The sequence below is a fragment of the Comamonas sp. wu1-DMT genome (genome assembly GCF_040187805.1).
In the GTDB taxonomy this organism is placed as follows: Bacteria; Pseudomonadota; Gammaproteobacteria; order Burkholderiales; family Burkholderiaceae_C; genus Comamonas; species Comamonas thiooxydans.
The window spans coordinates 103,472-117,091 of sequence record NZ_JBANEM010000003.1; the positions used below are offsets into that span (position 1 = coordinate 103,472).

A 13,620-nucleotide genomic window follows, 5' to 3' on the forward strand; every position below is an offset into this window, starting at 1 on the left:
ATGACAACCACGTTCCCGCAACTGCTGCTCAAGCACGCGACAGAACGCCCCGATGCGCCCGCCCTGCGCGAAAAGGAGTATGGCATCTGGCAAACCTGGAGCTGGCGCGAAGCCGCACAGACCGTGCGCCACATGGCCTGCGGCCTGCGCGCACTGGGGCTTGAAAGTGGCCAGAACCTGGCGTTCATCAGCGATAACCGGCCCCATGTCTACATGGGCTTTCTGGCCGTTCAGGCCTGTGGCGCAGTGCCCATTCCGCTGTACCAGGATGCCGTGGCCGCCGAGATGCGCTTTGTGATGGAGGACGCGGAGATCGCGTTCGCCTTCGCCGAGAACCAGGAACAGGTGGACAAGCTGCTGGAAGTGCGCGAGAGCGTTCCCGGCATTCGTCACATCATCTATGACGATCCGCGCGGCCTGCGCAAATATGACCAACCCGGACTCATCAGCACCGATGAGCTGCTGGCCAAGGGCAAGGAATGGGATGCACGGCACGCGGGAGCCTATGAGGCCATGGTCCAGGCTGTCTCGCCCGACGATGTCTCGGTCATCCTCTACACCTCGGGCACCACGGGCAAGCCCAAGGGGGTGTGCCAGACCCACGCCAGCTTTGGCGAATCTGCCCGCGGCGGCGTGCAGACCGATGGCCTGAATGCTTCGGACAATGTGATCTGCTACCTGCCGCCGGCCTGGGTGGGAGACCATCTGTTCTCGTTTGCGCAATGGCTGGTGGCGGGCTTCACCATCAACTGCCCGGAATCCGCCTCGACCATCGCCATCGACCTGCGCGAGATCGGACCCAGCTACTACTTTGCTCCGCCGCGCATATTCGAGGGCATGCTGACCTCGGTTTCCATTCGCATGGAAGATGCCTCGCCGCTCAAGCAATGGATGTATGCCAAGGCCATGGAGGTGGCACGTCGCGTAGGCTCGGACATTCTGGACGGCAAGAGCGTCAGTGCCATGGATCGCTTCAAATACCAGTTGGGCAGCTTGTTCATCTACGGGCCGCTGCGCAATGCTCTGGGCCTTTCGCGCATCCGCGTGGCCTATACGGCAGGCGCTGCCATCGGCCCCGAGCTGTTTCGCTTCTTCCGCTCCATCGGAATCAACCTCAAGCAGCTCTACGGTCAAACCGAAACCTGTGCCTATGTCTGCCTGCAGCGCGACCGTCAGGTGGAACTCTCCAGCGTGGGCCAGGCGGCTCCGGGCATCGAGCTCAAGATTGCCGACAATGGCGAGGTGCTGGTCAAGGGTGTGTCAGTGCTCAAGGAGTACTACAAGCGTCCCGACGCCACGGCCGAGGTGATCGACGCCAGCGGCTACTTCCATACCGGCGATGCCGGCGTGATCGACGCCAACGGCCAGTTGCGCATCATCGACCGCGCCAAGGATGTGGGCAAGACCAGCCGCGGCGCCATGTTCGCGCCCAACTACATAGAGAACAAGCTCAAGTTCTTCCCGCATATCAAGGAAGCCGTTTGCTTCGGCCATGGCAAGGACGAGGTCTGCGCCTTCATCAACATCGACTACGAGGCCGTGGGCAACTGGGCCGAGCGCCAGGGTCTGCCCTACGGCGGCTATGTGGACCTGGCCAGCAAGGCCAAGGTGCTGGAGCTGGTGGCCGACTGCATAGACAAGGTCAACGCCGACCTGGCCAGCGAGCCCGGCATGGCCGACACCCAGGTGGCGCGCTTTCTGGTGCTGCACAAGGAACTGGACCCCGATGACGACGAGCTGACCCGCACCCGCAAGGTACGCCGCAACTTCATCGCCGACAAGTACGGCGTGCTGGTGGATGCGCTCTACACCGGCAAGCAGCAGCAGTTCATCGAGACCCTGGTGAAGTTCGAGGACGGCCGCACAGGCAGCGTCAGCGCCACGCTGACCATCGTCGAAGCCAAGCTCCACCCGGCTGCCGCCTGAGAGGAATTTTCATGAATACAAGAACCAGCGGCGAAGTGATTCTGGACATCAAGAACATCAGTCTGCGTTTCGGCGGCGTCAAAGCCTTGACCGATATCTCGTTCAATGTCAAAGAGCACGAAATCCGCTCCATCATCGGCCCCAACGGCGCCGGCAAGAGCTCCATGCTCAACTGCATCAACGGCGTCTATACACCGTCCGAAGGCTCCATCACCTTTCGCGGCCAGACCTTCAGTCATATGAACAGCCGCCAGGTGGCCGAGATGGGTGTCGCACGCACCTTCCAGAACCTGGCGCTGTTCAAGGGCATGAGCGTGATCGACAACATCATGACCGGCCGCAACCTCAAGATCAGGAGCAACATCCTCATGCAGGCCCTGCGCATCGGCCCTGCGCAACGCGAGGAAATGCAGCACCGCGAGTTCGTCGAGCACATCATCGACTTTCTCGAAATCCAGGCTTATCGCAAGACTCCCGTGGGCCAGCTTCCCTATGGCCTGCAAAAGCGCGTGGACCTGGGCCGGGCCCTGGCCATGGAACCTCAGGTTCTGCTGCTGGACGAGCCCATGGCCGGCATGAATGTGGAAGAAAAGCAGGACATGTGCCGCTTCATCCTCGATGTGAACGAGGAGTTCGGCACCACCATCGTGCTCATCGAACACGATATGGGCGTGGTCATGGACATTTCGGACCGTGTCGTGGTGCTGGACTATGGCAAGAAGATCGGCGACGGCGCTCCCGATGAAGTACGCAACAACGAAGACGTGATCCGCGCCTATCTGGGCGCAGGCCACTGAAGGAGCAGTCATGGGATTTTTCTTAGAGACATTGTTCGGCGGCCTCATGGTGGGCACGCTGTATGCACTGATCGCCATCGGCTTTGTGCTGATCTTCAAGGCCTCTGGTGTCTTCAACTTTGCGCAAGGCGCCATGGTGCTGTTTTCGGCCCTGGCCATGGCGCGTTTTTCGCAATGGATTCCCAGCTGGCTGGGCATGGAGCCCGGTCTCGTCGGCAACCTGCTGGCCATCGTCGTCACCCTGGCGCTGATGGTGGTCGTGGCCTGGGTGATAGAGCGGCTGGCCCTGCGCCATCTGGTCAATCAGGAGCCCATCACCTTGCTGATGGCCACGCTGGGCATTGCCTATCTGCTCGACGGCCTCGGTCCCATGGTCTTTGGCAGCGAGGTCTACAAGATTGACGTAGGCATGCCCAAGGACCCCGTCTTCATCATGGACAGCCTGTTTCAAGGCGGCGTGATGATCAGCCTGGAAGACCTGTATGCGGCCTGCATCGCCGCCATTCTGGTGATCTGCCTGAGCATCTTCTTTCAGAAAACCAAGACCGGACGCGCGCTGCGTGCCGTGGCCGACGACCACCAGGCCGCCCAGTCCATCGGCATTCCGCTGTCGCGCATTTGGGTCATCGTCTGGTCGGTGGCCGGCGGCGTGGCTCTGGTCGTCGGCATCATCTGGGGCAGCAAGCTGGGCGTTCAGTATTCGCTGTCGCTGGTGGCCCTGAAGGCCCTGCCCGTGGTGATTCTGGGCGGCCTGACATCACTGCCCGGCGCCATCATCGGCGGCCTGATCATCGGCGTGGGAGAGAAGCTCTCCGAGGTCTACATCGGTCCCATGGTGGGCGGCGGCATCGAGACCTGGTTTGCCTATGGTCTGGCCCTTTGCTTCCTGCTGGTACGACCCCAAGGTCTGTTCGGCGACAAGATCATTGACCGCGTCTGAACGGGGAGAACAAGAATATGTTTTATCGTGAAAACGGCCAGTTCAAGACCAGCTACGCGGCAGACCAGCAGATCTTCGGCGTCGCGCAGGACCGCTGGGTCATCCTTCTAGTGCTGGCCTTTGCCTTCCTGGCCATTCCCTTCATTGCCAGCGACTACACCTTTCAGGCGATTCTGATTCCTTTCGTCATCATGTCGCTGGCGGCGCTGGGACTCAATATCCTCGTCGGCTACTGCGGCCAGATTTCGCTGGGTACCGCCGCCTTCATGGCCGTGGGTGCCTATGCGGCCTACAACCTGCAGGCCCGCATTGAAGGCATGCCTTTGCTGGTAGCACTTCTGGGCGGTGGCGTGGTGGCCATGGCGTTCGGCGTGGTGTTCGGTCTTCCCAGCCTGCGCATTCGCGGCCTGTATCTGGCCGTGGCCACGCTGGCCGCCCAGTTCTTTGTGGACTGGCTGGCGACCCGCGCGGCCTGGGTGACGAACAACTCCTCTTCCGGCTCGGTCAGCGCCAAGCCCCTGGCCATTCTGGACTGGGCCATCGACACGCCCATGGAAAAGTACCTGCTCTGCCTGGCAATTCTGTGTCTGCTCGGCCTGGCCGCCAAAAATCTGGTGCGCAGCTCTGTAGGACGTGAATGGATGGCCATGCGCGACATGGACGTGGCAGCTGCAGTGATCGGCATTCGCCCCACCTACGCCAAACTGTCGGCCTTTGCGGTCAGCAGCTTTATCGTCGGCGTGGCCGGCGCGCTCTGGGGCTTTGTCCACCTGGGTGCCTGGGAACCCGCGGCCTTCAGCCTGGACCGCTCGCTGCAGCTGCTGTTCATGATCATCATCGGCGGCCTGGGCTCGGTCGTGGGCAGCATCTTCGGCGCCGCCTTCTTCGTGCTGCTGCCGCTGCTGCTCAACCAGGTGCCCCACTGGCTGGGCCTGCCGCTGTCCACTGCCACGGCGACCTATCTCGAGCACATGATTTTTGGTGCGCTCATCGTGTTCTTCCTGATTGTGGAACCCCACGGATTGGCCAAGCTCTGGGCCACGGCCCGTCAGAAGCTGCGCGTCTGGCCGTTTCCGCATTGATATGAAACACCTCCTGAGTCGCTACGCGCCTTCCTCCTCTCTCGCTTCGCGGGAGGAGGACGACATCCTCGCGGCGGGACGCCCCTTGCTCGATGTCTCTGAGATGGCTGTTGCCAAATCCAAAGACAGTTTCCAATGCTTGAGCCCTAGCTCTTATTAATCAAGACACCGCAGAGTGCCTGCAACCGGGACAGCGTCCCATACAACCCAAGGAGACAGTCGATGATGTTCAAGAAAGTTGCGATTGCTGCCGCTGCTATTGCTGCAGGCATGGGAGCCTTGATGGCCTCGCCTGCGGCTCAGGCCCAGGAGCAGTTCGTGCCTCTGCTGGTGTATCGCACGGGCCAGTTCGCGCCCCTGGGTATTCCATGGGCGGACGGCAAGCAGGATTACCTCAAGCTGGTCAATGCCAAGGGTGGCGTCAACGGTGTGAAGATCAAATTCGAGGAATGCGAAACCGCCTATGACACGGCCAAGGGTGTGGAATGCTACGAGCGCCTCAAGAACAAGGACGGCGGCGCCTCGGGCTTTGACACCCAGTCCACCGGCATCACCTTTGCCGTGACCGACAAGGCTCCCGGCGACAAGGTGCCGGTGGTCACCCCAGGCTATGGTCTGTCCCAGTCCGTGGACGGCAAGGTCTTCGAGTGGAACTTCCCGCTGCTGGGCAACTACTGGACAGCCGCCGACTCCATCGTGCAGGACATTCTGAAGAAGGAAAAAGGCAACCTCAAGGGCAAGAAGATCGCTCTGGTCTATCACGACTCGCCTTATGGCAAGGAGCCGATTCCGCTGCTGGAAAAGCGCGCCGCCAAGGATGGCTTTGAGCTGATCAAGCTGCCCGTGACCGCCCCCGGCGTGGAGCAAAAATCCACCTGGCTGCAGATTCGCCAGAACCGCCCCGACTATGTACTGCTGTGGTCGGCCGGCGTGATGACTCCTACGGCCGTGCGTGAGGCGCAGGCCACGGGCTACCCACGCGAGAAGATGTATGCCGTCTGGTGGGGCGGCTCCGACCATGACGTCAAGGACATCGGTGCCGGCGCCAAGGGCTACAACACGGTGACCATCCACAACACGGCCGAGAGCGACAAGGTGCATGGCGACATCAAGTCCATGCTCTACGACAAGGGTCAGGGCACGGCCAAGGACGCCAAGGAACTGGGCCAGCTGGCACATACTCGCGGCATGGTGATCTCCATGCTGCAGGTAGAGGCCATCCGCACCGCTCAGGAAAAGTTCGGCAAGGGCAAGGTCATGACACCCGAGCAGGTGCGCTGGGGCCTGGAGAACCTGAACATGACGCAGGAACGCCTGAACGAGCTGGGCTTCGGCAAGATCATCCGCCCCTTCAAGACCAGCTGCGACAACCACCTGGGCGCCGATTGGGCCCGTATTGCCACCTGGGATGGCAGCAAGTTCAAGGTGACTTCCGACTGGTACCAGGCCGACAAGTCCATGGTCGATCCGCTCTACAAGGAATTTGCGGAAAAGTACGCCAAGGAAAAGAACGTCAAGGTAAGAACCTGCACCCCCTGAGGCGATTCACGCCTTCCCCCTCACTGGCGCCAAGCGCCTGAGGGGGACGACGGCGCGGCCTGCCCAGGTCCTTGCTTGATGTCTCTGACCAAGGCCCGCCTCGTCGCAACCGGATTTATAAAAATCAGCCTCGAGCGCTTATCCATAAAGTGCAGACAGCTATCTATTTTGAGTTATCAGGTGACCGCATGACCGATATCGCGCACACAGTTTCCACTTCTGCCCAGACCGCACCGCTGGTGGAAGTCAATGGCATCGAGGTCATCTACAACCATGTGATCCTGGTGCTCAAGGGCGTCTCGCTACAAGTACCCCACCAGAGCATCGTGGCTCTGCTGGGCGGCAATGGCGCAGGCAAGACCACCACGCTGCGCGCCATCTCCAACCTGCTCAAAGGCGAGCGCGGCGAAGTCACCAAGGGCGGCATTACGCTGGAGGGCGAGCAGATCGCCAACCTCTCGCCCGCCGAACTTGTCAAGCGCGGAGTGGTCCAGGTCATGGAAGGACGCCACTGCTTCGCCCACCTGACGATCGAAGAAAACCTGCTCACCGGCAGCTACACACGCACGGACAAGGGCGAGATTGCAGCCAATCTCGAGAAGGTCTACAACTACTTCCCGCGCCTCAAGACCCGGCGCACCAGCCAGGCGGCCTACACCTCGGGCGGCGAGCAGCAGATGTGTGCCATTGGCCGTGCGCTGATGAGCAACCCGCGTATGGTTTTGCTAGACGAGCCCTCCATGGGCCTGGCGCCGCAGATCGTGGACGAGGTCTTTCACATCGTCAAAGACCTCAACAGCAAGGAAAAAGTCACCTTCCTGCTGGCCGAACAGAACACCAACATGGCGCTCAAATACGCCGACTACGGCTACATCATGGAAAGCGGGCGCATCGTCATGGACGGCTCCGCCAAGGATCTGGCCAGCAACGAGGACGTCAAGGAGTTCTATCTGGGCGTGGGCGGCGGCGAACGCAAGAGCTTCAAGGACGTCAAGAGCTACAAACGCAGAAAACGCTGGTTGGCTTGATGGCGGCCCCCTGAGGCGCTTCGCGCCTTCCCCCTAGGGGGACGACAGCCTCGCTGCGCGGCGGTGCTTGCTCGCTGTCTCTGGCTTGGTGCGCGCCAGTTTTTAGCTTGCGCCCATTGACTTCCGTTTTGCTTGCAGATTTTCTCTACAGGATTTGCCATGAGTGATTTCTACGATGCCCTGGAAACCCGCAGCCCCGAACAGCGCGAAGCCGACTGCATGGCCAGCCTGCCGCTGCAGATTGCCCATGCACAGCAGCGCTCCAGCGCTTTTGCCGAAATTCTCAAAGGTGTGGATGCATCCCGTATCACCAGTCGCGCAGCGCTGGCCACCTTGCCTGTGACGCGCAAGAGCGAGCTGCTGGAGCGCCAGGCCGCACAGCGTCCGCAGCAGATTTTTGGCGGATTCAATGCCATTGGCCTTGGCCACGACATGCCCAGGCTGTTTTCCAGCCCCGGCCCCATCTACGAGCCCGAAAGCCGCCGCCCCGACTACTGGCGCATGGCCCGCTCCATGTACGCCGCAGGCTTCAGGGCTGGTGAGCTGGTGCATAACTGCTTCAGCTATCACTTCGTGCCCGCCGGATCGATGATGGAAACCGGCGCCCAGGCCCTGGGCTGCACGGTGTTTGCGGGCGGCACGGGCCAGACCGAGCAGCAGGTGCAGGCCATGGCCGATCTGCGGCCTGCGGCCTATGTGGGTACGCCCAGTTTTCTGAAAATTATTGTGGAAAAGGCCCTGGAGATGGGAGTGAAGCTGCCCAGCCTGACCAAGGCCATGGTCAGCGGCGAAGCCTTCCCACCCTCGCTCAGCCAATGGATGCGCGAGCATGGCATAGATGCCTACCAGAGCTATGGCACGGCCGATCTGGGCCTGATTGCCTATGAGACTAGCGCCCGTGAAGGTCTGGTGCTGGACGAGGGCGTGATCGTGGAGATCGTGCGCCCCGGAACCGGCGACCCTGTGGCGGAGGGCGAGGTGGGCGAGCTGGTCATCACCACGCTCAACCCCGACTATCCGCTGATCCGCTTTGGCACGGGTGACCTCTCGGCCTATCTTCCGGGAACCTGCCCCACGGGTCGCACCAATGCCCGCATCAAGGGCTGGATGGGCCGCGCCGACCAGACCACCAAGGTGCGCGGCATGTTCGTGCATGCCAAACAGGTGGCCGAGGTCGTCAAGCGCTTTCCGCAGATCGTCAGGGCCAGGCTGGTGGTGACGGGTGAGATGGCCAACGACCAGATGCAGTTGCTGGTTGAAACCACGGAAACCGCACCGGGCTTTGCCCTGCAGGTGATCGACGCCTTGCGCGAAGTCACCAAGCTGCGTGGCGAAGTGCAGATGGTGTCTCCCGGCAGCCTGCCCAATGACGGCAAGGTGATCGAGGACGCGCGCTCCTATCAGTGAAGCTCTGAAGAGCTGCCGGCATTCGACTGGCTCTGCGACCTAAAGGTTTTGTACTGGGACTTGAGCTTGGCCAAGCCCCTGCACATGTGTCGCCAATACGCGACAGGCAATCGGTTTGCTTTAACGCAAATGCAATGTGATCGCCCGCTCCATCAAGGGATAACACTTAGAAAATAACAAAAACCCCACAGATTAGCGCTACCTAGAATCCGGCTTTACGTCACGACAAGTCAACCGTCCTGGTCTGCTTGCACATTATTTTTAGGGAGACACTGTGAAAACTATTTTCAAGATCGCCACCATCGCTCTGGCCGCCACCGCAGCCATCAGCAGCCATGCCGACAGCTACCCAGCCGCTGGCAAGACGATCACGATCATCGTGCCTTTCACGGCAGGCGGCCCCACCGACAAGGTGGCTCGCGACCTGGCCGAATCCATGCGCAAGCAGCTTAACAATGCCACCATCGTCATCGACAACGCAGACGGTGCCGGCAGCACGATTGGCACGGCCAAGGCCGCACGTGCACGCAATGACGGCTACACGCTGCTGCTGACGCATATCGGCATGTCCACCATCCCGACGCTGTACCGCAAGCTGTCCTTCAACGTACTCAACGACTTCGAGTACGCCGGCATCATCAACGATGTGCCCATGACGCTGATCGGCCGCCCCACCCTGCCCGCCAAGAACTTCGCCGAAGTCAAGGACTGGGTCAGCAAGAACCAGGGCAAGGTGAATCTGGCCAACGCCGGGGTGGGCTCGGCATCGCACCTGTGCGGCCTGATGTTCCAGGCCTCGCTGCAGCAGGACATGACGCCCGTACCCTACAAGGGTGCAGCTCCTGCGATTGCCGATCTGATGGGCAACCAGGTGGACCTGCTGTGCGACCAAACCACCAACACCACTTCGCAGATTGCCGCCAAGAAGGTTCAGGCCTATGCCGTGACCACTGCCAAGCCTCTGACCACGCCTGCACTCAAGGACCTGCCCACGCTGCAGTCCCTGGGCCTGAAGGACTTCAACGTGACCATCTGGCACGGTCTGTACGCCCCCAAGGGCACGCCTGCCGATGTGGTGCAAAAGATCAACGAGGCCATGAAGGCTTCGCTCAAGGACCCCGAGTTCATCAAGCGCCAGGAAGCCCTGGGAGCCGTGATTGCCACGGACGACCGCACCAACCCTGCGGGCCACAAGAAGTTTGTGGAAGCCGAAATCGCCAAGTGGGGCAAGGTCATCAAGGCCGCCGGCATCTACGCCGACTGAGAACGCACGATCCGTTCAACGCAAAAAAGCCTGCATCTGCAGGCTTTTTTGTTGGGCAGCCGGAAGGTGGCCGGATCTACCAGGTCACTTCCTTGCCATCGGCTGCGCTGCGCCTGAGCATGTCGACAAAAGGCACGATGCGCTGACCCAGGACCACGCTGTCCTGGCTCGCAGGCGCTGAATCCTCATCCTGTGCGTCCTCCTCCGGCTGCTTGCGCCTGGCGGCCTCTTCGGCGGCAGCTGCCTCCAGCGCGGCAATGGCGGCCGGAATCTGCTCCACGGTGATGATGCCGTGCACCTCGTCGGGCGACTTGCCGATGATTTCCAGCAGCTTGCGGCCGTTGGCATCCAACATGATGAGGTCTGCCGTGGCACGCGATTTGAATTTGTAGGGCATGAGCGATTCCTTCAACGGTAGATGTATTCGCGGTTGAAAGGATAGCCGCTCTGCGCACCCGCCATCGCACCGCTGCGCAGATCGCCATCGGGTTTGCTGCACAGCATCTGATGCAACGCAATCCAGCCATGCTCGAAGCCCATGGCCGAGCCCGCCAGATAAAGACGATAGGCACGCAAAGCCTTGGCGGCCTTTTCCTCGTCGTACTGGGCTTGCAAAATGCTTTGAGCTTCGCCCAGCCTGGCCTCCAACCCATCCGACCAGGCCCAAAGCGTGCGCGCGTAATGCGGGCGCAAGTTCTCGGTATCCACCATTTCCAGTCCGCTGGCCGCCAGATCATGCAGCACGCGGCTGACATGCATGAGTTCTCCACCGGGAAAGATGTAGCGGTTGATGAACTCGCCCATGCCGGCACCCAGCTCCACATTGCTGACACCGCCCGCCGTGATGCCATGGACCAGGGCCAGTCCGCCGGGCCTGAGCATGGAATAAATGGTTTCGAAGTATTCCTGCAGATTGGCGCTGCCCACATGCTCGAACATGCCGACCGAGCCGATCTTGTCGAACGGCGCCACATCGCCCATTTGCCGGTAGTCGCGCAGCTCGACCTGAACCTTGCCCTGCAGGCCCTTCTCGGCAATCAGACGCTGCACATGATCGAACTGGTTGCGCGACAGCGTGATGCCATGGGCCTGCACGCCGTAATGCTCGGCCGCCCAGAAGATCAGCCCGCCCCAGCCGGAGCCTATGTCCCAGAAGCGCTCGCCAGGCTGGAGCTTGAGCTTTTTGCAGATGTGATCGAGCTTGGCCTCCTGCGCCTGCGCCAGGCTCATGCCCTGCTCCTTGTAGTAAGCGCAGGAATAGACGCGGCGCGGGTCCAGCCACAGTGCGTAGAAGTCGTCGGAGAGATCGTAATGAAACTGAATCTGCTCGGCATCGCGGGTCAGCGTGTGCATGGCCAGCGACCTGGCCTTGGAGACCGTCTGCCCCAGCCAGGAGGGCGTACGACTGACCGGATCACCGCGCAGCAGCCCGGCCGCTGCTCCCATGATGTCGCGGGAGCTGCCCTTGACCTCCACCCAGCCTTCGACGATGGCCGAACCAATCGAGCCGATCTGGCCGTCCAGCAGCGCCGCAACAGCCTTGGGAGAGCGAAAAATGAGTTGAACCGCACTGTGTTCAGGCCCGATACGCTCGCCCGAGGGAAGCTGTATCGATGCAGTCACAGGAAGTCTTGCTAGCAGCGGCTCCAATGTGCTCAACAGGTTTTTCATGAAAACCATTGTTCACATCGACTATGGCAGGGTCAAGACGGAAAACATCCCTGCCTAAAACTGCCTCCAGGACTGGCAGAGGATCAGCTGCTGGCTTTCACCAGCCTGTCGTAGGCCTTGAGGGTGGCTGGGGCCACAGACTGCAGCACTTGTTCATAAGCCGTCTTGTGACGCGCCAGCAAGCGCATGGAGGCAACGGTGCGGCTGCGGCAGAACCAGTGGCAGGTGTGTTGCATCAGCATCAGCTCGGCCGTCATGGTGAAGGCTCGGCGCTTGCGCTCCTCCTCGTCAGCCGCATCCCCCACACGGGCGGCCGCCAGCGCCTGGGCATGAAGCTTCATGGTCTCGCGCACATCCATGGTGGCCGAAGGCAGAACCCTGGTCATATAGGGCAGCGCCAGCGGCAGGGTACTGGCACGCGTCTGCTCGGCCGGCAGGGTGGCGAACTCATCCGCGAAACGCTGAAACTGGCTCACCAGACTGCTCTCGGTATTGGCCAGCACGGGCCAGATCTGTTCACGCCTCTGCGCATCCTTCTCGCCGATGACACGCAGATATCCCTCCATCAGATTGGCCATGAGCTTCTCGATCTGAAAGCGTGCCAGATGCTGGGCCAGAAGCTGGGTGTGCTGACGCTGCTCCTGCTTCTTGAGCACGTAGAGCACGGTGGTGACAATGATGGCGAGCGTTAGAAAATCCATGAAGCGAAACCAGACAGGCGGACAAGCGCAATGAGAAAAAGGATGAGTGTAGTCAGCCTGAGGGCTTTGCTGGGAATTAGTGCCGCAATTGCAGGCCTGACGGGCTGCAGCAGCGCCGGCTATTACTGGCAAGGTTTCAAGGGACAGATGCAGATTCTTCAGGCCGCACGACCTATTGATGACTGGCTGGCAGAAGACAGTACCTCCGCAGCACTGCGTCAACGCCTGCAGACTGCGCAACAGATGCGCCGCTTCGCCAGCCGGGAGCTGGCTCTGCCCGACAACGCCAGCTACACCCGCTACGCTCAGCTGCAGCGTCCGTTTGCGGTCTGGAACGTGGTGGCAGCCCCGGCCTACAGCCTGGAGATGCACCAATGGTGCTTTCCCGTCACCGGCTGCATTGCCTACCGAGGCTACTTCAGCAAGAGCGACGCACAAGCGCAGGCACGAACGCTTCAGTCCCTGGGGTTGGAGACCAGCGTCTATGGCGTGCCTGCCTACTCCACGCTGGGCTATCTGAACTGGCTGGGCGGCGACCCCTTGCTCAGCACCTTCACCTCCTGGCAGGAGGGTGACTTTGCCGGCCTGCTGTTCCACGAACTGGCCCACCAGCTGTTGTATGTGAAGAATGACACGGCCTTCAACGAATCCTTTGCCACCACGGTGGAACGCATGGCCACGCCCTTGTGGCTGCACAGCCATGCCAGCGCCGCCACGCAACAACGTTGGCAACAGAGCCTGCAGCGGCGCGAGCTATGGCAACAGCTGACGCGCGAGACCCGCCAGCGCCTGCAACAGATTTATGAACAGAAAAATACTGAAGCCTTTGATGCCAAAGTGCTGGAAGCCATCAAAAGCAAAGTATTTGACGAATTCCGCGCCACTTATGCGCAGCTCAGAGCGCAATGGATTGCCAGCGACGAGCCCCTGCTGACCAGCCTCGCCCTGCGCGAGCAGTATTACCGGCGCCTGACCCAGACCGATGAATGGGTGGCCCAGGCCAATAACGCCAGCTTCGGTGCCCTGGCCGCCTATGACGACTGGGTGCCGGCCATGACTCGCTGGTGGCAGCAACTGCGCGGCGAAGGCCCGGCCACTCCCGAGACCTGGCGCAGCTTCTATGCGCAGATGCGCGAGCTGGCAGCCTTGCCTGCTGAAGAGCGCAAGCTGCGGCTATGCACCCAATGGGGAAAAGCGGCAGAAACAGCGACTCAGTGCCAATAAATACTTCAAATTGACACAAAACAATTTTTTACAAGGGTTAA

Annotated in this window: 12 protein-coding genes; 9 read left to right on the top strand and 3 right to left on the bottom strand. The window is 60.9% G+C overall.

Translation table 11 applies throughout. From position 1 onward, the window contains the following. The 8 genes from V8Z78_RS06460 (at position 1) to V8Z78_RS06495 (ending at position 9,983) form a co-directional block, all read left to right on the top strand. The gene (locus V8Z78_RS06460) at positions 1 to 1,926 is read left to right on the top strand and encodes an AMP-dependent synthetase/ligase (RefSeq protein ID WP_012839998.1); all 1,926 of its coding nucleotides are present in this window, start codon (positions 1 to 3) and stop codon (positions 1,924 to 1,926) included. 11 nt (positions 1,927 to 1,937) lie between these two features. After that, positions 1,938 to 2,723 (top strand): ABC transporter ATP-binding protein, encoded by a 786-nt coding sequence (locus V8Z78_RS06465; RefSeq protein WP_003068658.1) that lies wholly within the window; start codon positions 1,938 to 1,940, stop codon positions 2,721 to 2,723. Between the two features lie 10 nt (positions 2,724 to 2,733). Beyond that, positions 2,734 to 3,663 (top strand): branched-chain amino acid ABC transporter permease, encoded by a 930-nt coding sequence (locus V8Z78_RS06470; protein WP_039050110.1) that lies wholly within the window; start codon positions 2,734 to 2,736, stop codon positions 3,661 to 3,663. 17 nt (positions 3,664 to 3,680) lie between these two features. After that, on the top strand, positions 3,681 to 4,745 hold the full coding sequence (locus tag V8Z78_RS06475) for a branched-chain amino acid ABC transporter permease (RefSeq protein WP_349731102.1): 1,065 nt from the start codon (positions 3,681 to 3,683) through the stop codon (positions 4,743 to 4,745). Positions 4,746 to 4,967: 222 nt separating this feature from the next. After that, entirely contained in the window at positions 4,968 to 6,284 is a 1,317-nt protein-coding gene (locus V8Z78_RS06480) for an ABC transporter substrate-binding protein (protein WP_003068651.1), read from the top strand. A 188-nt stretch (positions 6,285 to 6,472) separates the two neighbouring features. Beyond that, a complete protein-coding gene (locus tag V8Z78_RS06485; RefSeq protein WP_012840001.1) occupies positions 6,473 to 7,312 on the top strand; it encodes an ABC transporter ATP-binding protein in 840 nt (279 codons plus the stop codon). Positions 7,313 to 7,471: 159 nt separating this feature from the next. After that, entirely contained in the window at positions 7,472 to 8,719 is a 1,248-nt protein-coding gene (locus V8Z78_RS06490; protein WP_003068645.1) for a phenylacetate--CoA ligase family protein, read from the top strand. 274 nt (positions 8,720 to 8,993) lie between these two features. Continuing rightward, on the top strand, positions 8,994 to 9,983 hold the full coding sequence (locus V8Z78_RS06495) for a tripartite tricarboxylate transporter substrate-binding protein (RefSeq protein WP_003068642.1): 990 nt from the start codon (positions 8,994 to 8,996) through the stop codon (positions 9,981 to 9,983). A gap of 76 nt (positions 9,984 to 10,059) precedes the next feature. On the opposite strand, the gene V8Z78_RS06500 is transcribed toward V8Z78_RS06495, so the two are convergent. The 3 genes from V8Z78_RS06500 to V8Z78_RS06510 form a co-directional block, all read right to left on the bottom strand. Continuing rightward, positions 10,060 to 10,380, bottom strand: a complete 321-nt coding sequence (locus V8Z78_RS06500) for a DUF1840 domain-containing protein (protein ID WP_279091491.1) — start codon at positions 10,378 to 10,380, stop codon at positions 10,060 to 10,062. Positions 10,381 to 10,391: 11 nt separating this feature from the next. Next, positions 10,392 to 11,663: a class I SAM-dependent methyltransferase gene (locus V8Z78_RS06505; RefSeq protein WP_349731103.1), complete on the bottom strand. Its 1,272-nt coding sequence runs from the start codon at positions 11,661 to 11,663 to the stop codon at positions 10,392 to 10,394. A 74-nt stretch (positions 11,664 to 11,737) separates the two neighbouring features. Next, positions 11,738 to 12,355 (bottom strand): hypothetical protein, encoded by a 618-nt coding sequence (locus tag V8Z78_RS06510; RefSeq protein ID WP_349731104.1) that lies wholly within the window; start codon positions 12,353 to 12,355, stop codon positions 11,738 to 11,740. 42 nt (positions 12,356 to 12,397) lie between these two features. Between V8Z78_RS06510 and V8Z78_RS06515 the strand changes: the two genes are divergently transcribed. Continuing rightward, positions 12,398 to 13,579, top strand: a complete 1,182-nt coding sequence (locus V8Z78_RS06515; protein WP_280032367.1) for an aminopeptidase — start codon at positions 12,398 to 12,400, stop codon at positions 13,577 to 13,579. Positions 13,580 to 13,620: the final 41 nt, after the last annotated feature.

Bases quoted from the DNA above. Each gene is read 5' to 3' on its own strand.
- V8Z78_RS06460 (WP_012839998.1), top strand. From the start codon at position 1: ATGACAACCACGTTCCCGCAACTGCTGCTCAAGCACGCGACAGAACGC.
- V8Z78_RS06465 (WP_003068658.1), top strand. From the start codon at position 1,938: ATGAATACAAGAACCAGCGGCGAAGTGATTCTGGACATCAAGAACATC.
- V8Z78_RS06470 (WP_039050110.1), top strand. From the start codon at position 2,734: ATGGGATTTTTCTTAGAGACATTGTTCGGCGGCCTCATGGTGGGCACG.
- V8Z78_RS06475 (WP_349731102.1), top strand. From the start codon at position 3,681: ATGTTTTATCGTGAAAACGGCCAGTTCAAGACCAGCTACGCGGCAGAC.
- V8Z78_RS06480 (WP_003068651.1), top strand. From the start codon at position 4,968: ATGATGTTCAAGAAAGTTGCGATTGCTGCCGCTGCTATTGCTGCAGGC.
- V8Z78_RS06485 (WP_012840001.1), top strand. From the start codon at position 6,473: ATGACCGATATCGCGCACACAGTTTCCACTTCTGCCCAGACCGCACCG.
- V8Z78_RS06490 (WP_003068645.1), top strand. From the start codon at position 7,472: ATGAGTGATTTCTACGATGCCCTGGAAACCCGCAGCCCCGAACAGCGC.
- V8Z78_RS06500 (WP_279091491.1), bottom strand. From the start codon at position 10,380: ATGCCCTACAAATTCAAATCGCGTGCCACGGCAGACCTCATCATGTTG.
- V8Z78_RS06505 (WP_349731103.1), bottom strand. From the start codon at position 11,663: ATGGTTTTCATGAAAAACCTGTTGAGCACATTGGAGCCGCTGCTAGCA.
- V8Z78_RS06510 (WP_349731104.1), bottom strand. From the start codon at position 12,355: ATGGATTTTCTAACGCTCGCCATCATTGTCACCACCGTGCTCTACGTG.
- V8Z78_RS06515 (WP_280032367.1), top strand. From the start codon at position 12,398: ATGAGTGTAGTCAGCCTGAGGGCTTTGCTGGGAATTAGTGCCGCAATT.